General features: G+C 32.8%; 20 protein-coding genes and 1 pseudogene. 2 read left to right on the top strand and 19 right to left on the bottom strand.

Translation table 11 applies throughout. From position 1 onward, the window contains the following. Positions 1-149: 149 nt before the first annotated feature. The 8 genes from NSS86_RS04340 to uvrC all read right to left on the bottom strand — a co-directional run bounded on the left by NSS86_RS04340 (position 150) and on the right by uvrC (position 7,928). Complete coding sequence (locus NSS86_RS04340) at positions 150-317, bottom strand: hypothetical protein (RefSeq protein ID WP_001791787.1); 168 nt, start codon at positions 315-317, stop codon at positions 150-152. Positions 318-444: 127 nt separating this feature from the next. Further along, the gene (locus NSS86_RS04335) at positions 445-948 is read right to left on the bottom strand and encodes a metallophosphoesterase (protein WP_000049484.1); all 504 of its coding nucleotides are present in this window, start codon (positions 946-948) and stop codon (positions 445-447) included. Next, complete coding sequence (locus NSS86_RS04330; RefSeq protein WP_000659319.1) at positions 941-1,528, bottom strand: XTP/dITP diphosphatase; 588 nt, start codon at positions 1,526-1,528, stop codon at positions 941-943. The genes NSS86_RS04335 and NSS86_RS04330 overlap by 8 nt, the downstream gene beginning before the upstream one ends. A gap of 11 nt (positions 1,529-1,539) precedes the next feature. Next, the gene (racE, locus tag NSS86_RS04325) at positions 1,540-2,340 is read right to left on the bottom strand and encodes a glutamate racemase (protein ID WP_001039659.1); all 801 of its coding nucleotides are present in this window, start codon (positions 2,338-2,340) and stop codon (positions 1,540-1,542) included. Positions 2,341-2,575: 235 nt separating this feature from the next. Further along, the gene (sdhB, locus tag NSS86_RS04320; RefSeq protein WP_000139712.1) at positions 2,576-3,391 is read right to left on the bottom strand and encodes a succinate dehydrogenase iron-sulfur subunit; all 816 of its coding nucleotides are present in this window, start codon (positions 3,389-3,391) and stop codon (positions 2,576-2,578) included. Then, complete coding sequence (gene sdhA, locus NSS86_RS04315; RefSeq protein WP_000818278.1) at positions 3,391-5,157, bottom strand: succinate dehydrogenase flavoprotein subunit; 1,767 nt, start codon at positions 5,155-5,157, stop codon at positions 3,391-3,393. Before sdhA ends, sdhB begins: the two co-directional genes overlap by 1 nt. Before the next feature lie 51 nt (positions 5,158-5,208). After that, positions 5,209-5,823: a succinate dehydrogenase cytochrome b558 subunit gene (locus NSS86_RS04310; RefSeq protein ID WP_000079317.1), complete on the bottom strand. Its 615-nt coding sequence runs from the start codon at positions 5,821-5,823 to the stop codon at positions 5,209-5,211. A 323-nt stretch (positions 5,824-6,146) separates the two neighbouring features. Further along, complete coding sequence (gene uvrC, locus NSS86_RS04305) at positions 6,147-7,928, bottom strand: excinuclease ABC subunit UvrC (protein WP_000390524.1); 1,782 nt, start codon at positions 7,926-7,928, stop codon at positions 6,147-6,149. A 165-nt stretch (positions 7,929-8,093) separates the two neighbouring features. Here uvrC and NSS86_RS04300 point away from each other — a divergent pair, with 165 nt between their 5' ends. Continuing rightward, positions 8,094-8,189 carry a hypothetical protein gene (locus NSS86_RS04300; RefSeq protein WP_339302342.1) on the top strand — a complete coding sequence of 32 codons (96 nt, stop codon included), beginning with the start codon at positions 8,094-8,096 and terminating at the stop codon, positions 8,187-8,189. A 62-nt stretch (positions 8,190-8,251) separates the two neighbouring features. Here the strand turns inward: NSS86_RS04300 and trxA are convergent, their stop codons facing one another. From trxA to zapA, 5 genes and pseudogenes are all read right to left on the bottom strand, one after another. Continuing rightward, complete coding sequence (trxA, locus tag NSS86_RS04295) at positions 8,252-8,566, bottom strand: thioredoxin (protein ID WP_001018928.1); 315 nt, start codon at positions 8,564-8,566, stop codon at positions 8,252-8,254. A gap of 172 nt (positions 8,567-8,738) precedes the next feature. Continuing rightward, on the bottom strand, positions 8,739-11,087 hold the full coding sequence (locus NSS86_RS04290) for an endonuclease MutS2 (protein ID WP_001249272.1): 2,349 nt from the start codon (positions 11,085-11,087) through the stop codon (positions 8,739-8,741). A 9-nt stretch (positions 11,088-11,096) separates the two neighbouring features. Then, positions 11,097-12,809, bottom strand: coding sequence for a DNA polymerase/3'-5' exonuclease PolX (gene polX, locus NSS86_RS04285; protein ID WP_000161938.1), 1,713 nt, complete (start codon positions 12,807-12,809; stop codon positions 11,097-11,099). A 72-nt stretch (positions 12,810-12,881) separates the two neighbouring features. Next, positions 12,882-13,403, bottom strand: a complete 522-nt coding sequence (locus NSS86_RS04280; protein WP_000234068.1) for a CvpA family protein — start codon at positions 13,401-13,403, stop codon at positions 12,882-12,884. 7 nt (positions 13,404-13,410) lie between these two features. Further along, positions 13,411-13,670: pseudogene (gene zapA / locus NSS86_RS04275) on the bottom strand (cell division protein ZapA). A 369-nt stretch (positions 13,671-14,039) separates the two neighbouring features. On the opposite strand from zapA, the gene rnhC reads away from it, so the two are divergent. Continuing rightward, complete coding sequence (rnhC, locus tag NSS86_RS04270) at positions 14,040-14,978, top strand: ribonuclease HIII (RefSeq protein ID WP_001284282.1); 939 nt, start codon at positions 14,040-14,042, stop codon at positions 14,976-14,978. A 431-nt stretch (positions 14,979-15,409) separates the two neighbouring features. Here rnhC and pheT read toward each other — a convergent pair whose 3' ends face one another. The 6 genes from pheT to srtB form a co-directional block, all read right to left on the bottom strand. After that, entirely contained in the window at positions 15,410-17,812 is a 2,403-nt protein-coding gene (pheT, locus tag NSS86_RS04265; RefSeq protein ID WP_000908969.1) for a phenylalanine--tRNA ligase subunit beta, read from the bottom strand. After that, positions 17,812-18,870, bottom strand: coding sequence for a phenylalanine--tRNA ligase subunit alpha (pheS, locus tag NSS86_RS04260; protein WP_000003566.1), 1,059 nt, complete (start codon positions 18,868-18,870; stop codon positions 17,812-17,814). The genes pheT and pheS overlap by 1 nt, the downstream gene beginning before the upstream one ends. Positions 18,871-19,249: 379 nt before the next feature. Beyond that, positions 19,250-19,990, bottom strand: coding sequence for an RNA methyltransferase (locus NSS86_RS04255; protein WP_000435374.1), 741 nt, complete (start codon positions 19,988-19,990; stop codon positions 19,250-19,252). Between the two features lie 239 nt (positions 19,991-20,229). After that, entirely contained in the window at positions 20,230-20,337 is a 108-nt protein-coding gene (locus NSS86_RS04250) for a hypothetical protein (protein ID WP_001788617.1), read from the bottom strand. Between the two features lie 36 nt (positions 20,338-20,373). After that, entirely contained in the window at positions 20,374-20,697 is a 324-nt protein-coding gene (isdG, locus tag NSS86_RS04245) for a staphylobilin-forming heme oxygenase IsdG (protein ID WP_000670950.1), read from the bottom strand. Between the two features lie 18 nt (positions 20,698-20,715). Continuing rightward, positions 20,716-21,450, bottom strand: coding sequence for a class B sortase (gene srtB / locus NSS86_RS04240; protein WP_001242427.1), 735 nt, complete (start codon positions 21,448-21,450; stop codon positions 20,716-20,718). Positions 21,451-21,475: the final 25 nt, after the last annotated feature.

Genomic DNA, 21,475 nt, shown 5'->3' with positions numbered 1-21,475 from the left:
TAATAATAGACAGATACAAAAAACTACATTAACTATTTATTAACTAAACATTAATATTTGTGTCACTACATTTCTGAATTTCAAGAATTTTGCTACTCCATATTTTAACCATCAAATTATTGATATAATTTATGACTTTAGAAATCCTTTTAAATATGTATACGATTCATGATTTTAACTAAAATTTCAAATTTCCTGACTTCTTGGAATCTTAATTTTATACTTTTTAATAATACACTTTTAACCAAATAATCAACATGATTCAACCATATAGGGTTATCAACAATCACATTCTCCAAAATTACAATTCTTTTCATAACATAAATGTGTTATTCATTCCAATTATCTTATAAAATTGTCAGAAATACTTTTAAACAAACATTCATGACACGACCTCCTAGTTAAATCAGTCTATAAACTAAAAAAAGCCATAGCTACTTCTATTTAAAAAGTAGTATGACTGATTGTTTCGTGATGTCGATTTTTGAAATTGATGGTGCCATGTAAAGTTTGATCATCAATAATAACTTCAGCATATGTTTCTTCCATTGAACTTCTAGATTGAGATATACTTCCAGGATTAATAACATGAACACCATTAATATACTCATATTTTGCCACATGTGTATGTCCATAAAATGCAAACAAACAACCTAATTCAAGTCCTTTTTCAGCTAATAAATCTCTTGTTCGATTGACTTGATATAAATGTCCATGAGTATAAAATGCTTTCACGTCATTATATTTTGCGACCGCTTCATTTTCAAATTCTGGGTAAAAATCACAATTGCCTTTTACTCTATTAAATAAGCTAAGTTCCGTATCATCATACGCGAATTCTGAATCTCCTAAATGTAAATATACATCTGCATCTGGGTGCATTTCATAAATTTGATATAAAACGCCTGATTCAGTATGGTTATCACTCACAATAATCCATTTAGACATTTTTTTCACCTTCAAGAAAAGCTTGAAGTAAATTAATCGCATTTCGTCTATGACTAATTTGCCCTTTTTGTTCTTTTGAAAGTTGAGCCATGGTTTTATCTAATTTCGGTACATAAAATATCGGATCATATCCGAAACCATTTTCGCCATATTTTCCATCTGCAATTTCACCTGAAACAGTACCTTTAAATACTTTTGTTTCCATATCAGGGCCACTCATACTTATGACACAAACAAATTGCGCACGACGATCAGTTGTATTACCAAGCTTATTTAATAATTTTTCAATATTTGCTTCATCGCTTTTATTTTCACCAGCATAACGTGCAGAGTATATACCTGGCTCACCATTTAATGCAAAAACTTCTAGTCCACTGTCATCAGCTATGACAGTTTTATTCAATGCTTTTGCAGCAGCTTCTGATTTTAATATAGCATTTTCTTCAAATGTTGATCCTGTTTCTTCCACATCAAAATCTGGTATTAGTTCTGAAATACCTATTACGTGGTAATCTGGAAATATTACTTTAAAGTCATTTATTTTCCCTTGATTATTCGATGCAATAACAATCTCTTTCATTAAAAATCCTCCTAGTCATTCACTGATATACGTTCCACATTGACAGATAAATTTAACCACTCTTTGATAATGTTAGTAATGTGAGTAGGATCACCTGTTGCAAAAAATCGATGATCTGGATGTTCAGTATAACTTGCATGTTCATTACTAAATGTTAGCAATGCACTAACTTCACGAGCCGTTTCTAATCCAGACGAAATCACTGTCTTTTTACCACCAAAATAATCATAGATAGGTTTATAGAGCAATGGATAGTGGGTACATCCTAAAATGACAGTATCAGACTCACTATTACGCCAACGTTTCAGTGTTTGATGAATGACAATGCTTGTAATTGTTGGATCACTATATCTCATTTGTTCTACAAGTGGCACAAAACCTGGACAGGCAACGCCATGTACCTCTACATGTGGATTGATACGTTTAATATGCGTACGATATGCTTCAGATTTAATTGTGCCTTCAGTTCCTAGTACTAATACATTTTGATTTCTAGTAGTCATTATTGCTGTTCTAGCACCTGGTTCAATTACACCAATCACTGGGATTGATAAGGTCTTTTGTAAATATTCTAAAGCTACAGCAGTTGCTGTATTACAAGCAATCACGAGCATTTTTATATCAAATTCCATTAATTTACGAGCGATTTCAACTGTATATTGTTTTACTTGTTCTCCTGGTCTTGGCCCATATGGACATCGTCCAATATCACCTAAGTAATAAATCGTCTCATTTGGCAACTGACGCATAATTTCTTTAGCTACTGTCAAACCTCCGACACCAGAGTCTATTACACCTATTGGTTTATTCATATTCGGTCATCCTTACTTTTAATTTAATTTTTAGTTTATCATAACTAAGCATTGGATTTTAGTATTATGCACTGTGTTTACCATTTTTGTCATTATAATATTTATTTTAAATCAGCCCACTATCATATTGTCATGTAATCTGCTTATTAAAAAAATCCCTTCCAAGTTATTGTGTATCTCCATTCAATTTAATTTTGAAAGGAACATAACATTTTAACTCAAAAGGGATTAATTTTTATTCTACTTCATGGTCTGAACCAAAGAATGATTTAAACATGTGGAATGTTGTTTCTCTGTTCATTGCTGCAATGGATGTTGTTAATGGAATACCTTTAGGGCAAGCATTAACACAGTTTTGTGAATTACCACACTGCTGTAAGCCACCAGTACCCATTAATGCATTTAAACGTTCATCTTTAGTCATAGATCCTGTTGGGTGCAAATTAAACAAACGAACTTGCGAGATTGCTTGTGCACCAACGAATTTATTATTTTCAGTAACATTAGGACAAACCTCTAAACATACACCACATGTCATACATTTAGATAATTCATAAGCTGTTTGACGTTTTTTCTCTGGCATACGTGGTCCCGGACCTAAATCATACGTTCCATCAATTGGGATCCATGCTTTCATACGTTTTAAGTTATCGAACATTCTAGAACGATCAACTTGTAAGTCACGGATAACTGGGAAAGTATTCATTGGCTCTAAACGAATAGGTTGTTCTAATTGATCAACAATCGCAGAACAAGATTGTCTTGCACGACCATTGATAACCATAGAACATGCTCCACATACTTCTTCTAAGCAGTTCATATCCCAGACAACAGGTGTTGTTTTTTCACCTTTAATATTAACTGGGTTACGTCTAATTTCCATTAAACAAGCAATGACGTTTAAATTTTCACGATATGGAATTTCAAATGTTTCTTCATAAGGCTTAGAATCACTTGTATCTTGTCGTTTAATAATTAATTTTACTGTTTTTTGTTTCGGTTTAGATTGTGTTTCATGTTGTGGAGTGTTTTTCACTGATTGTTCAGTCATTATTTTTTACCCCCTTTAGACTTACTTGTGTAATCACGTTTACGAGGTGGTATTAAACTCACATCGACGTCATCATAAGTAAACTGTGGTTTTTCAAATGCGCCTTGGAATGAGGCCATTGTCGTTTTTAACCACTCTTCATCATTACGCTCTGGGAATTCTGGTTTATAATGGGCACCGCGTGATTCGTTACGGTTATATGCACCAATCGTAATAACACGTGCAAGTACTAACATGTTCCATAGTTGACGGGTAAAGAATACCGCTTGGTTACTCCAAGTTTGAGTATCTTCCATATCAATATCTTCATAACGTTTCATCAATTCAACAATCTTTTTATCTGTTTCTAACAGTTTTTCATTTTCACGAACAACAGTTACATTTGCTGTCATAATTTCACCAAGTTCACGGTGTAATTTATAGGCATTTTCTGTACCGCGCATAGCTAATAATTTATCAAAACGTTCTTGCTCTTCAGCTTTACGTTTTTCAAAAATACTTTCGTCCATATCAGTATATGATCGATCAATATTTGAAATATAATCAATCGCGTTTGGACCTGCTACTGTACCACCATAAATCGCTGATAACAATGAATTGGCACCTAAGCGGTTACCACCATGTTGAGAGAAGTCACATTCTCCAGCTGCAAATAACCCTTTAATATTTGTCATTTGATCATAATCTACATATAGACCACCCATTGAATAGTGAACAGCTGGGAAAATCTTCATTGGTACTTTGCGTGGGTCATCACCAGTGAATTTTTCATAAATTTCAATGATACCACCTAGTTTTACATCTAACTCATGTGGATCTTTATGTGACAAATCAAGATATACCATGTTTTCGCCATTTATACCTAATTTTTGGTTAATACATACATCGAAAATTTCACGCGTTGCGATATCACGAGGTACTAAGTTACCATAATCAGGATATTTCTCTTCTAAGAAGTACCAAGGCTTACCATCTTTATATGTCCAAATTCGTCCACCTTCACCACGTGCTGATTCACTCATTAGTCGCAGTTTATCATCACCAGGGATTGCAGTAGGATGAATTTGAATGAACTCACCATTAGCATAAATAGCGCCTTGTTGGTAAACAATGGAAGCCGCTGATCCTGTATTAATCATTGAGTTTGTTGTTTTACCGAAAATAATACCAGGGCCACCCGTTGCCATAATAACTGCATCTGAACCAAATGTTTCAATCTCAGCAGTTGTCATATTTTGTGCAACGATACCTCTTGCACTATCATCGTCACCTTTAACTATGCCAAGAAATTCCCATCCTTCATACTTCGTAACTAATCCATCTACTTCATATGCACGAACTTGTTCATCCAATGCATATAATAATTGTTGTCCAGTTGTTGCCCCTGCATATGCTGTTCTGTGGTGTAATGTACCACCGAAACGTCTAAAATCTAATAGACCTTCATTTGTTCTATTGAACATTACACCCATACGGTCTAATAAATGAATAATTTTAGGTGCTGCCTCTGTCATCGCTTTAACAGGTGGTTGGTTTGCAAGGAAGTCGCCACCATACACTGTATCATCAAAGTGAATCCAAGGAGAATCGCCTTCCCCTTTAGTATTGACCGCACCATTAATGCCACCTTGGGCACAAACAGAGTGCGAACGCTTTACTGGTACAACTGAGAACAAATCTACATGTGCACCTTTTTCTGCCGCTTTAATTGTTGACATTAAGCCCGCTAGGCCACCTCCGACAACAATAAGATGTTTCTCTGCCATAAAAATTTCACTCCCCTAAATTTTCAATCTATATTTGTTAAATGCGATGTATTACATAAAGGCAATAATTGCAGTAACACCAATATACGAAATAACTAAAAATACGATTAATGAAACCCATGTAAATACTCGTTGTGATTTTGGAGATTGAAGTCCACCCCAAGTAACTAAGAATGACCATAAGCCATTTGCAAAGTGGAACACAACAGCAATAATACAAATAATATAAAATATTGCCCATCCAGGATGTTGCAATGTTTCGTGCATTAAATCGTAATTCACTTCTTTGCCGTAAAATGCTTTTTGTAAACGTGTTTGCCATAAATGGATACCAATAAAGATAAATGTTAAGATACCACTCACTCTTTGGAAGAAGAACATCCAGTTTCTAAAAATCGAGTAATGTCCAACATTTTCTTTTGCTGTAAATGCAATGTGTATACCAAACAAACCGTGATATAACAACGGAATGTATATAAATAAAAATTCTACAATAATTAGAAATGGTAATGATTCCATAAAGTTAGATGCCTTATTAAACGCTTCAGCACCTTGTGTTGCTTGGTGATTCACTAATAAATGAACGACCAAAAATGCACCTATTGGGATAATACCTAATAACGAGTGAATACGTCTTAGATAAAATTCATTTTTTGATTGAGCCAAAAGGAGTCCCCCCTGTGAACGAATATTTAATTTATTGAGCTATTTATATTAAACGTACGCTTAACCCCCTAAAGTGATATCGTTTCTAGCGTTGTCATTATCATTAAGCGAAACATTTTAAAGACAAATACACACTGTACGATCACCAAACTGCATGTCGAACAATGTAACATTTGGATTCGATATTTAAAATTGCTTGTGATGATAAACTTTCTCATTTAGAAAACGCTTCCACGTACATTCAAAAAAATAACTTTGTTAACCATATTGTAACATTATTTCATATATTTTGGGGCATGAGAATGATTCTCACGCCCAGTAATTTATTTATGCAATTGTTCATGTAGGTTCTTTGCGACGTTTTCAGGAATACCTATATTTTTAAAATCTTCAAGTGTAGCTTCCTTCATTTTCTTGATTGAACCGAATGAACGCAATAATAATGTTTTACGTTTGTTACCGATACCATCTATATCATCAAGTATTGATTTCAAGCCTGTCTTTTGACGTGTTTGTCTATGAAATGTGATTGCGAATCTGTGAACCTCATCTTGGATACGATGCAACAAATAAAATGCCTGGCTATTTTTCTTCAGTGGTACAATTTCTGCACTAGCGCCATATAATAATTCAGATGTTTGGTGTTTATCATTTTTCTGCAAACCTGCAACAGGGATATCAAGACCTAATTCGTTTTGTAGCACATCAATAACCCCGTTCATATGTCCTTTACCACCATCGACTATTATTAAATCAGGTAATGGTAATCCTTCGTTTAAAACGCGAGAATATCGTCGTCTTACTACTTCTCTCATTGATTTGTAATCATCTGGACCTTTAACCGTTTTGATTTTATACTTTCTATAATTTTTCTTATCTGGTTTACCGTCGACAAATGTAACCATTGCTGACACTGGATCCACACCTTGAATATTAGAATTATCGAATGCTTCAATTCTAATTGGTGTTTGAATTCCCATTTGTGTTCCAAGTTCTTCAATAGCTTTAATCGTTCTTGACTCATCACGTGATATTAATTCAAATTTATTATTTAAGGATACTTTAGCGTTATGTGCAGCTAGGTCAACCATATCTTTTTTGGGACCTCGCGCGGGTTGAACGATTTTAGTGTCCACAACAGATTGAATCATTTCTTTATCCAAATTACGTGGTACATGAACTTCCTTAGGTAAAATATGTTGGTTTAAGCTATAAAATTGTCCAATAAATGTATAAAATTCTTCTTCTTCTGTTTGCTGTAATGGAATCATCGTTGTATCTCGCTTTATCATATTACCTTGTCGTATAAAGAAAACTTGGATACACATCCATCCTTTATCAACACAATAACCAAAGACATCACGAATCGTTTTATCTGATGACATAATTTTTTGTTTGTTTGTCAGATTTTGAATATGTTGAATTAAATCTCTATATTCTTTAGCCCGTTCAAAATCAAGTGATTCACTTGCAGTTAACATTCGCTCTTCTAAACTTTTTAAAATTGTTTTGTCTTCCCCATTCAGAAAATCAGTAATTTCCTTCGTCATTTGTGCGTATTTACTCAAATCAACGTCATATACACATGGTCCTAAACATTGTCCAATATGGTAATAAAGACATAATTTATCTGGCATCTTATCACATTTGCGATATGGATATATTCTGTCTAATAACTTTTTAGTTTCTTGAGCAGAATATGCATTCGGATACGGTCCGAAATATTTGCCAGTACCTTGTTTTACAGTTCTCGTCACTAGTAGTCTAGGATATTTCTCCTTCGTAATTTTAATAAATGGATAACTTTTATCATCCTTTAATAATATATTATATCTTGGTTGATATTGTTTTATCAGATTCAATTCCAGTAAAAGTGACTCTGTTTCACTTGACGTGACAATAAACTCAAAACGACGTATTTCACCAACCAGTCTCGTTGTTTTAGCATCATGAGCACCCGTAAAATATGATCTCAATCGATTTCTTAGCTTTTTAGCTTTGCCAACATATATCACTTGATCATTACGATCTTTCATTAAATAGCAGCCTGGTTCCATAGGTACGACATTTAATTTATTTTTAATTCGTTGCTTATAGTCTTCCAAAAATATCCCCCCTTCTAATTTTAAAATGAATGATGCTACAAAAGTGCTTCAAATTTATCACCACTAATTCTAGCTCATAATCAACATCTTCGAGTATGACTTTTCATGCACATCATGTAATATTGAACATGGTTTTATCAAACCAACTGCTACAAATCTATCAGCATGCTAGATTATCATTTAACGTTCATAGATTTATTAATCCCACCATTCTCAAGTCGTAAACAATATGATGACTTATCACTCAACTTTTTATATTAAAAACACAAACAAAAACTGGAGCAATTCATTAAAGAAATGCCCCAGTCGTCATTGGTTATAACTTATAAATGTTTATCTAAAACTTCAGCTAAGTTTTCTTTTGGTTGGAAACCAACAACTTTATCAACTGGTTGACCGTCTTTAAAGACGATTAATGTTGGAATACTCATCACTTCATATTTAGCTGCAGTTGATGGATTTTCATCAACATCTAATTTTAAAATGTCAGCTTTACCTTCATAGTCAGCTGCTAATTCTTCTAATACCGGAGCGATCATTTTACATGGACCACACCATGTTGCCCAAAAATCTACTAGTTGTACACCAGATTCTACTTTTGAATCAAAATCTGCATCTGTTACTTTTACGATTGCCATAAATGCCAATCCTCCTTAATTATTATTATGATGTTCAAATTATATCAGATAACATGCTTCATGTATTTCTATTTGCTCAATTTTTATGCTTATTTCAAATAACATGTTTGAAATGTATTCTTGTTGCTTTACATTATTTTAACTGCAGCTATTTAATTTATCAAATTATAATTTATTTTAGTGTTGCAACGGTAACGCCAAATCCACCTTCGCTTGGCATACCACCTCTAAAGTCACTAACACTTTTATGCTTCTTCAAATGTTGTTGTACACCTTTTTGAAGTGCACCTGTACCTTTACCATGAATGATATAAACTTGTTCGTAATTACTTAAAACGGCTTGATCTAAATATTGATCTAGTTCAATTAAAGCATCCTCATAACGATAGCCTCGTAAGTCAAGTTCAGTTTTAATTGTTTGACGATTTTGACGTGTAACCATTTTCGTTGGCTTAACTTTTTCTTTTTGTTTTTTCTCTAAATCTTCAATAGGTAACTTCATTTTAATAATTCCCATTTGAACAATTGCTTCTTCATCATTGACAATTTCTAAAACTTCACCCTTTTGACCGTAAGATAATACTTTTACTTCATCACCAGCAACAATTTTATCGTATTTTTGCTTTTGTACATTTTGCTTTATAGATTTCGCTTCATAATGATCATCTAATCGTTTCTTCTTATCAATCAATTCATGTTCTTTAACATCTGCACCTTTTTGTTCACGCAATTGTCTTAAGTCTTTAATAATATCGTCAGCTTCTTTTGTTGCAGCTTTAATCTTCTGATTTGCTTTTTCTTTCGCTTCCTCTATTAGAGACTTTTCATAATTTTGGAATTGTTGATACTGCTTAGATAAATCATCATGCACTTGCTCCGCTTCTTTTACAAGACGGTCCAGTTCTAACCTCTGTGTCTCTACACGTTTATAATTACGCTCTAATGATTCAATCATTTCATTTATTTCTTTTTCATCAGTACCAATCATCGTCTTAGCCTTATTAATAATATTCAAACTAAGACCTAACTTTTTAGAAATGTCAAAAGCATTTGAACGACCCGGCACACCCATTAATAACTTATACGTTGGACTCAAAGTATCTACATCAAATTCTACACTCGCATTCATAACGCCTTCTCGATTATAACTATATGCTTTAAGTTCAGGATAGTGCGTCGTTGCCATTACTAGAGAACCAATTTTTCTAACATGATCTAAAATGCTCATTGCTAATGCAGCACCTTCACTTGGATCTGTACCTGCACCTAATTCATCAAATAAAACTAAACTATGTTTGTCTGCATGCTTTAAAATTTCAACTATATTCGTCATATGAGATGAAAAAGTTGATAATGATTGTTCTATTGATTGTTCATCTCCGATATCGCAATATACATTTTTAAATACACTTAACTGACTACCATCAAGTGTGGGAATCAACAATCCTGATTGAGCCATAACAATAATTAAACCTAATGTTTTTAATGTTACAGTTTTACCACCTGTATTCGGTCCTGTAATAATTACCGTTTCAATATCTTCCATAAATTCGATGGTATTAGCTACAACAGTCTCACGATTTAATAATGGATGGTATGCTTTAGGTAAATATACAGTACGTTCCTCTTTAAATATCGGCTTTGTTCCTTTAATACTTCTACTATATCTCGCTTTTGCGATTAAAAAATCTAACTGCCCCATGACTTGTTCTGCCACAAGTAGTGCATCTTTGTCCGCAGCCACATAACCAGTTAGTTGCGTTAAAATGCGTTCTTTTTCAATTGCTTCGTCATGACGTAATCGACTAATTTGATTATTCATTTCAACAACTGATGATGGCTCAATATACAATGTTTGTCCTGAAGCAGATTGATCATGTACAATCCCATTAAAATCTTGTCGATATTCAGCTTTGACAGGTATAACGTTTCTTTCATTCCTAACTGTTACAATAGCATCTGATAATTTTTTCTGATTTGCTTGACTTTTAACAATACGGTCCAAATTTTGTCTAATACGTTGATTCGTGCTAGAAATTTTACTTCTAATCCCTTGCAATTCATAACTCGCATTATCATATAAATCATACGTATCGCATGTTTCATTTATTTGATGAAAAAGATCAGTTAACACAGGTAATTGATTCATCTTGTCATCTAATATTGGGTATTTAACACCTTCATCTTCTTCAACCAATTGATTATAAAATGTCTTAAATTGATTTTGTACTTGAATTAATCTTTTTATCAAGTTAAGCTCTGATACATTTAAAACGCCGCCAATATCAGCGCGATGAATGAATGCTGATACTTTAGATAAGCCACTCAAGCTTGGTAAACGATGCTTATTATAGATTTGAGCAATCTCATCCGTTTCTTCCATTTGAAAAACAACCGTTTCAAAATTAGTAGCTGGCATCATTTGATTGACCTTTTCCAAGCCTAAGTCACTAATAGTTTCATTGGCAACGAGTGATTTTATTTTTTCAAATTCTAAGACGTCTAATGTTTTTTGTCTCATAAAATCCCTCTATTTCTTAAGTTTTATATTATTTTCAATAAAGTCTTTAAAAGCTTCACGCGATAATGCGTTAATCACTCTATCTTTTGTTACAAATCCTTTTTGCGCAGTTGCTACGCCATAATTCATAAAATCTAAATGATTTGTATGATGCGCATCAGTGTTAATAGTTAATTTCACATTTGGATATTTACGAACGATTTCAGCGTTCAGATCCAGTCGATGTGGATTGGCATTAATTTCTAATACTGTATTCGTTTCTTCAGCTAATGCCATTAATTGTTCAATATTCGGTTTATAACCATCTCTTCTACCTATAATACGCCCTGTTGGATGCGCTATATGTCGCACGTATGGATTGCGACATGCATTAGCTAATCGTTCCATAATTTGTTCTTCTGATTGGTTAAAGCTTTGATGAATAGCTCCAATTACATAATCAAGTTGTGCTAAAATTTCATCATCATAATCCAGCGAGCCATCAGGTAATATATCCATTTCTGTACCTGAATAAATATCAATTTCACTATATTCTTTATCTAAAGCCTTAATTTCTTCGTTTTGTCTTAAAAGTCTTTCCACTTGTAAGCCATTAGCAACACGTAAACTTTGTGAATGATCAGTAATTACCATGAATTTATAACCTTTTGCGATATTTGCTTCTACCATGTCTCGAATAGAAAACGCACCATCACTATACGTTGTATGCATATGAATATCACCATTAATATCATCTAATGTAATGATATTACTTAGATCTTTATCAAATTCGCTACCATCTTCTCGCATAGCAGGTGGTATAAAATTCACATTAAAATGTTCATATATCTTGGCTTCACTATCATATTGAATTAATGTACCATCAGCTTGTTCAATTCCATATTCACTTACTTTTTCATCACGTGCTTTAGCAAGTTGTCGAATTCTTATATTATGTTCTTTTGACCCAGTAAAATGTTGCAATGTATGATAAAAAGCCCTTGGTTCAATTAATCGAAAATCGACACCAATCGTTTCATCATCATACGCTAATTCTAATGAAACTTTTGTGTTCCCCACTGCAACTTCTTTTACTTTATTGGGAATATTTAATAATTGCTGCTGCACTGCTTTTGGGTTATCGGTACTTATTATGAAATCTAAATCTTTGCTCATTTCTTTAAAACGACGGAAGCTTCCTGCAGATGAATATTGATCGATATAATTTAATGTATCTATATAATCAATGATTTCTTGATTAAGTCTTCTCATTTGATCAATTGGATATCTATCTTTCTTAGCACCAAGTTGTTTCACAGCTTCTAATATGTTTTGTTCCGTTTTCTTAGCAAATCCGCTTAATTCACTAACTTTTCCATTTTCACAAGCAACTTGAAGTGACGCTTTATCAACAATATTCAACTCTTTATATAGCTTAGCAATTTTCTTGCTTCCAAGTCCTTGAATTTTCAAAAGTGGAATAAGACCTTCCGGAACTTCTTCCTGTAATTGCTGTAAATACTGAGATTCACCGGTCTCACGGTAATCATTGATTACTTCTGCAACACCTTTACCAATGCCTTTTAACTCCGTTACATCAGATATTTCATCTAATGGTCGTTCATCTAATTCAAGACTTTGAGCTGCTTTTCGATACGCTGATATTTTAAAAGTATTTTCCCCTTTTAATTCCATATAAGTAGCAATTTGTTCTAATAGTTTGATAACATCTTTTTTTGTCATAATAACACTCCATAAAAAGAAGACCAGGACGTATCATTAATATATACCTTTGTCCTGACCTCTTATGATAATTTATAAATTAATGGTGAAAGCCGATAAATATGGGATGTGAAAAATCAATGAATGACTCACAATAGATATTTTAAGCTGATGTTGTAATGCTTCGTTAGGATATAATGCCAATAGATATAACGTAAAGTGTAAGACAATTATCGTCATAAACACACCAACTATCATTCCCATTGCACGACTGAAAATATGAATGTTTTGATACGCTATTATTTTATCAAAAGTTACGATAATTAGATATAAAATGAACTTACAAAACAATGTAATCATTAAAAAAGCTACAATCGCTTCAAATCGATTTTGTAGATGATTAAAATGAAACGCAAAAGTTGTATTAAATGCTGTTGTTTTAGGATATGGAATAAATACAATTAATCTTTCTACAATAGATTTGTAAAATTGACTGGCAATCCACAATGATACAATCGTTGCACTCAAATGTATCATAGATAACCAAAAACCTCGTCTGAATCCAACGATGACAAAATACACAAAGAAAATGATTATGATAAAATCAATGACCATTTATTGCTCACGCTGCTGCAATTTGTGAATTTGTTGTTTCAAACGTCGATTTTCTTCTTCTAGTAGTACTTTTTCATGCATAATATTCACAGCAGTTAGTATTGCTTTTCTTGAAGTATCTAAACCTGCTGCTTTATACCCTAATTCTTTTATTTTATCATCAACTAAATGTGCTACATATCGTATGTGCTCTGGGTTATCTTCCCCAACAATTGTAAAAAGCTGATCATTAATTGATACATTTACCTTGTTTTTAAACTGTGCCATTTATAATTTCTCCTGATCCTTTTTTTAAAATCTAAATTCACGTTATAAAATATGACTGGATAGTTTGTCTGAATTTGATACTAATATTGTTATATTGCAATTATGATAAAACAACAACACAATCTCTATAGATGACTTAATGTTCTTTTTATAATGAAATAATGTAAAGAATTTTCTATTCAATACTTTATCATGTTTAAATTGTGTCACTATAACATTTTCATAAACATTATACATGACCACTATGTATTTTGTAAGTATCCGCAATTAATTCTTTACAACATACATAAATGTTTCTGACGTTATTATCATTTATGATATGATTATTTTTGCTAATGATAATGAAATTATATGAAAGGATTTACACAAATGGCGAATATCGTTTTTAAATTGTCGGATAAAGACATAACGACATTAATGTCACGCATTACTTTTGATACTGAGAATTTACCTCAAGGTATGAAAGCACGTGCAAAGTATCAAAATACAACTGTAAATATTTACCAATCAGGTAAAGTCATGTTTCAAGGTAATCATGCAGAAGCTGTGTCTAAAGAACTTCTACCGCAGCATTCTCAATTGAATACTAATAAAACTAAAAAGAAAAATATGGCTAATTCTTCTCTTGAACAAACTTTAATGTATGATCAATTTAACTGTATTGGTAGTGATGAGGCTGGAAGTGGCGATTACTTTGGTCCTTTGACTGTGTGTGCTGCTTTTGTTACCAAAGAGCATGTTCCTATTTTAAAAACTTTGGGTGTAGATGATTCAAAAAAATTAACCGATACCAAAATTGTAGAACTTGCTGAGCAATTGGTTGCTTTCATCCCACATTCACTATTAACACTACACAATGATAAATATAATATTCAGCAAGCAAAAGGCTGGACTCAAGTAAAAATGAAAGCTGTTCTTCATAATGAAGCCATCAAAAATGTACTTGAAAAAATTGATTCGTCTCAATTAGACTATATCGTCATTGATCAGTTCGCAAAACGCGAAGTGTATAGCCATTACGCATTATCCGATATACCACTTCCAAAGAAAACAAAATTTGAAACAAAAGGAGAATCGAAGTCATTAGCCATTGCAGTGGCAAGCATAATTTCTAGATACGCATTTATTACATATATGGATCAAATATCAAAATATATTAATATGACGATTCCTAAAGGTGCCGGTGCTAAAGTCGATGTAATTGCCGCAAAAATTATAAAAAAATACGGTCTTTCACGTTTAGATACCATTTCAAAAAAGCATTTTAAAAATCGTGAAAAAGCCCAAAAAATTTTAAAGCCTCTTTGATTTTTAATCATTAGAGGCTTTTATGCAGTTGTGCGAAGCATCATCTGTATTCCGCTGTTCCTCTTTGATTTATAAAATGAATTGGATCCTAATAGGTGATCCTATTAGGTAAGTCATACTAATTTGCTTTGCTCATAAGTATGACTTTATATGCAGTGATGCGAAGCATCATCTGTAATCCACTGTGCCTCTATGATTTATAAAATCAAGATAAATTGGATCCTAATAGGAAATCCTATTAGGTAAGTCATACTAATTTGCTTTGCTCATAAGTATGACTTTATATGCAGTTGTGAGAAGCATCATCTGTATTCCGCTGTGCCTCTTTGATTTTTAAATGAATCGAAACCTAATTGGTGAATCCAAAAATAAAACCCCATGTTAAGGATATCAATCTACTTCAGATATCCTTATACATGGGGTTTAAATCATTATCTAATAACAGCACCTTGTTCAATTAATGCTGCTTCAATTTCCGCTTGCACTTTTGAAACGCGCTCATCTGTCAATGTTTCTTCTGTGTCTAAATAATTTAAACGTATTGCAATTGATTTTTTACCTTTTTCTAAATGTTCGCCCTGATATACATCAAAGACAAGTGTATCTTTTAATATATTGCCACCGTGTGCATGAATCGTTGATAATAAATCAGCTGCTGGAATATTTTGATCTACTTCTAATGCAATGTCACGAGACATGCCTGGGAATCTCGGAATTGGCTGGTAATTAATGTAACCTACCGACACAGCCATTAATGCATCAAAATTCAACTCAAAAACATACGTACGTTTTAAATCATTATCAGCTGCTAATGTTGGATGTAATTCACCAATAAAACCAACAACTTTATTCTCTAATAAGATTTCAGCAGTACGACCTGGATGTAATCCATCAATATCAGCACGACGATAACTAAATTCAAGGTTTAACTTTTCAGATACTCGATCCACGACACCTTTTGCTAAATAGAAATCAACCGTTTCTTTCTTACCTTGCCATTGATTGACTACATAATCTCCAGTTAAAATACCACTTAAATATTCAACTTGATCTGGTAGTTCACCTTCTCCATTAGCAAAGAAGACATTGCCGATTTCAAATAATTTTACATCTTTATTTTTGCGTGCCACATTATATGATGCTGCTTCGATTAAATGTGGTAATAAACTTTGACGTAATGACGCATGCGCTTCACTCATTGGCATCAATAAATCAATTGTTTGACGCTGTTGCATCGAAAATGCAGTAGCATCCTCTTTAGAAACTAACGAATACGTAATAGCTTGATCTAATCCAGCACCTTCTAACACTTCTTTAACCATTCTAGTTTTATATTGGCGATCAGTTAGCTGACCACTAGTAACTTTATCGAAGACAGGTAACGTTGATGGAATATCGTCGTATCCATATATACGTGCAACTTCTTCAATTAAATCTTCTTTAATTGTAATATCTTTACGACGTGATGGTACTAGCACTGTAATAACATCATCATTTATTTCTGTATCAAACCCTAGTTGATTAAAAATAGTAACAATATCATTTTGTGACAAATCAAATCCAATAGTGCGATTAATTTTATCAGCAGTGATGTCGATTGGTGTAATAAATGCACCAAGTTCTCCTGAAGACACTCTATCTTTTAGCACTTTTCCGTTTGCATAAGTTTGTAATAAATAACATGCACGGTCGACTGCTTCATCTACAAATTCAGTAGCTATTCCTTTTTCAAAACGACTAGATGATTCACTGCGTAAATTTAAACGTCTTGATGTATGACGAATTGAAACTGGATCAAAAATAGCACCTTCAATCACTATATTTGATGTTTGTTCTTTAACTTCTGAAAAATCGCCACCCATAACACCAGCTAATGCAATTGGAGTTTGTCCATTAGTAATGACAATATCGCTCGTTAATAATTCACGTTCTGTATCATCTAATGTTGTCATTTTTTCGCCTTCATTAGCTTGACGAACAACAATTTGTTGTGAACCAATCGCATCTTGATCAAACATGTGCAATGGTTGACCGTATTCTAATAACACATAATTTGAAATGTCAACAACATTATTAATAGGACGTATACCCGCTTTTATTAAGCGTGCTTGCATCCAAATTGGCGAAGGTTCAATTGTCACGTCGTGAACAACACGTGCACTATAATATGGTACTTTATCTTCATTTTCAATTGTCACAGTCAATTCATCATTTGCAGATAACTCAAGCTCATTTGATGTTGTCTCTGGCTTAGTCATTTTTGTATTATATAATGCTGCAACTTCATAAGCAGTACCTATCATACTTAAAGCATCTGCACGATTCGGCGTTAAATCAAATTCCATTACTTGATCATCTAAATATAAAGCTTGTAAGGCATCTGTTCCTGGAACTTGGGATTCACTAAAAACATAAATGCCTGATTCAAAACTTTTCGGTATATAGTTACTTGAAATACCAATTTCTTGTAACGAACAAATCATACCTTCTGAACGTTCACCGCGTAATTTGGCACGCTTAATTTTAATACCACCAGGCAATCTGCCACCTACTTTAGCAACAATGACATATTGTCCTGCATCAACGTTCGGTGCACCACATACGATTTGTACAGGTTCGTCTTCTCCGATATCAACTTGGCAAACATTTAATTTATCGGCATCAGGATGTTTCTCTTTTGACTTAACGAAACCGACAACTAAATTTTTGATATCTTTTGTGTAGTCAATTAAATCATCCACTTCAATACCTGTGCGCGTAATACGTTCTGCCAAATCACTTACAGAATCATCGATTGTTACATATTCTTTCAACCATTCATTTGATATCAACATTACATGTCACCTCTATCTTCTACCGCTTTAAATTGATCTAAAAATCTCACATCATTAGTATAGAAATGACGAATATCTTCTATACCATATTTCAACATTGCAATACGGTCTGGTCCCATACCAAATGCAAATCCAGAGTACTCTGAAGAATCAAAACCAGCCATTTCTAATACATTAGGATGTACCATTCCAGCACCTAAAATTTCAATCCATCCTGTGTGTTTACACACATTACAACCTTTTCCTTTACATTTAAAACATGACACATCAACTTCTACAGAAGGTTCAGTGAATGGGAAGTAACTTGGACGTAAACGAATTTCACGATCAGCACCAAATAATTTCTTAGCTAACAATTCTAAAGTGCCTTTCAAATCACTCATTTTAACGTTTTTATCAACAACTAATCCTTCGATTTGTGTAAATTGATGACTATGTGTCGCATCATCAGAGTCACGACGATACACTTTACCAGGGCAAATAATTTTAACTGGACCTTGACCATGACGTGATTCCATCGTACGTGCCTGCACTGGTGATGTATGCGTACGTAATAAAATTTCATCCGTAATATAGAAACTATCTTGCATATCACGTGCAGGGTGTGATTTAGGTAAATTCAGCATTTCGAAGTTATAATGATCTTGTTCAACTTCATATCCATTCACAATTTCATAACCTAAACCTAAGAATAAGTCTTCAATTTCTTCTATTGTACGTGTTAATGGATGCTTTGAACCGATTTCAATATGACGACCTGGTAATGATACATCAATTGTTTCTTCAGCCAATTGCTTATTTAATTTTTCTTTAACTAACATCTGTTGTCTTTCATCTAATTCATTTTGAATTGTTTGACGCAATTCATTCACTTTTTGACCAAACGCAGGTTTCTCTTCATTCGGCAAATCCTTCATCAATTTCATTAGTCCGCTAACTGACCCTTTTTTACCTAAGTATTTCACTTTAACTTCTTGCAGTGCACGTTCATCATTTGCTTCATTAATATCTACAAGCGCTTGTTGTTTTAACTCTGACATTGTTTGTTGTTCAGACATATGTCACTGACCTCCCTATTCGAACTATTCATTTTCTATTGATCATATTTGTTGTTTAACTAAAAAATGACTTTCATCCTCTTAAAAATAAGGGACGAAAGTCATTTCCGTGGTACCACCCAAATTTATGCCTAAGCATACACTTGTTTAATATTGATAACGGATTGTCTTTCCGACTTAAATCTCTTTAAGTAACCAAAAAGGTGAAAAGACTTTAAATAATTGGAATAACTTGCAGTCACGATTATTCTCCCTAAAACAATTATTTATATAAATGTCCATGCCTTTTTATTGGTTTATATTCAATTGTGTATGCATTCACGTAGAAATGTTCTGTTAAACAATTAATTATAATTATATCGGAAAACTTTCAACACGGTCAACCTTTCAAATGATAAAGTAAAATACTACCTGCAATCGCTACATTTAAACTTTCAGCTTTACCATAAATAGGTATGATTAAATTTTGTGTAGTATGTGCTAATAATTCAGGATTAACACCTTCTCCCTCATTACCTAATAGTAATGCAAAAGAATCACTTGAAGTAACTTCTTTGTATGCCACTGCGTTTTCAAGTGCTGTACCATAAACAGGACCATTAAATTGAGTAATAAACGTATCGAGATCTTGTGTCATAACTGGCAAATGGAAAACACTACCTTGACTCGCTCGCAACACTTTATCTTGATAAGGATCTGTCGTACCCTTCTCCATTATTACAGCATCCATTCCAGCAGCATCCGCAGTTCTAATTAATGTGCCTAAATTTCCAGGATCTTGAACACGATCGATGAGCAATACTTGTTGTGCTTTAGAAATATCATAATGCGGCTTCTCAATGATTGCGAAAAACCCTTGTGGTGTCACTGTACCTGATAAAGATTCAGCAACTTTCATGTTTATTTCAAAAACTTCTTGCGCGTATGCGATAATTTGCTGATCTAATCTTGCCGGTTCAATTGCAAATAATTGTGTAATTACAATTCCACTTTGATAAGCTTCTTCAATTAAATGCACACCTTCAATTAAAGCTAATCCAGTTTTATCCCTCTCACGTTTCTTTTTTAGCTTGTTCGCTTGTTTAATTCTATTATTTTGTGCAGAAGTAATTTGTTCCATTGATAGCTCCTCGCTTTATTTTTAAAAATAAAAATATTAATCATTAATAAGATGAAAACATTTGATTGTATAGTTAATATTAATTAATCGCTTTTATCACTCATAATATTTCAAATTGCATAAATTTCTTTTATCGATACTACTACTATAAATCATACGCCCCAAAATATCATTATTAATTCTTTTCTTCTTCAAAATAAATCAAAATGATATAATTGATGATTATTTTCAAAGCACATTCAAATCAAACTATGTTTTAGCAATTTGTTGTTAGCATGTTTGTGTTCATTAAAAAAACGACCATCATCGGTATCATGTATGGTCGTTACAAAAGCTAACAATACCAATTGTCATAACAAGTACTGCAACCTCTTTAAATTCAATTATTTCATGTAACTATAGCCTATATCATATGTAATTACTTTGTTATTGATAATCGGGCTACTTTCATCTTCATTTTTACTTCTAACATGTTTATGCGCTGCTTTAAAGACATCAGATTTTAACCAATCCGTAAAAGCTTGCTTTGATTTCCAAACTGTTAAAATTTTCACTTCATCAAAATCTTCTTGTTCTAAAGTTTGTGTAACAAACATGCCATCAAAGCCTTCTAATGTTTCAATCCCATGTCTCGTGTAAAATCGTTCTATAATATCTTTTGCTGTTCCTTTTGTTAACGTCAGCCTATTTTCTGCCATAAATTTCATAATTATCCTCTTTTCTGTTTAACTTACCTTAATTATTTTTGCGACAACAACAATTCTTTTCGTTGTTTCACTATATGCATCTTCGCACGTTGATAAAGTCATTATTTTATCTTTTACCGTTACATTAACATCTGAATTAATTACAGATTTACGTTTTGTCTCATCTAAAAATTGTTGATAATCTTGATCATTTTCAAAATCTGTACGTATGTAATTATCTTTAGTAGTAGTTTTATATGCACTAAATACTTGCAATTGATATTTACCATATTTATTGTCAAATTCAATTATCTTGTGTTTTTCATAAAACGATTGCTTTAAATAATCTTCTAACACATCAAACATCGTATTATCACCGACATGGTGCCCGTATAAAATAGTATTATGATTTAAATTCTTCAATTCATTTCTAAAATCCATAAAAATACTACCTTTACGTCGATGTTCTCGCTCAAAATCTAAATTTAAATAATCGTGATTTGTCTTACCTTGTAGTACTGGATAATTTAATGATGTTCCTGATAATTTTATCCATCCAACAATGTCTTTATTTATTTTTTCAAGTGATTCAAATTGTGGTCTCACATGTTCTTGATGTTTGCTCATCAGCATTTGAAATTTTTGTTGTAATTTCTCATAATTTGCGCGTTCTTGCTTGTCTTCAATATATGTTTGAACAATTTTGTAACCAAAAATGATAATAATTACAACCAATAAAATTTGTACAATAGTTAAAAATCGCTTCATTCTCATAAAAATCCTCTTTTATTAACGACGT

The sequence above is a fragment of the Staphylococcus sp. FSL W8-0056 genome (assembly GCF_037963075.1).
GTDB classification, from domain to species: domain Bacteria; phylum Bacillota; class Bacilli; order Staphylococcales; family Staphylococcaceae; genus Staphylococcus; species Staphylococcus aureus.
Note: the sequence above shows the minus strand (reverse complement) of the source record. Positions and strands in the feature narration are given on the sequence as shown.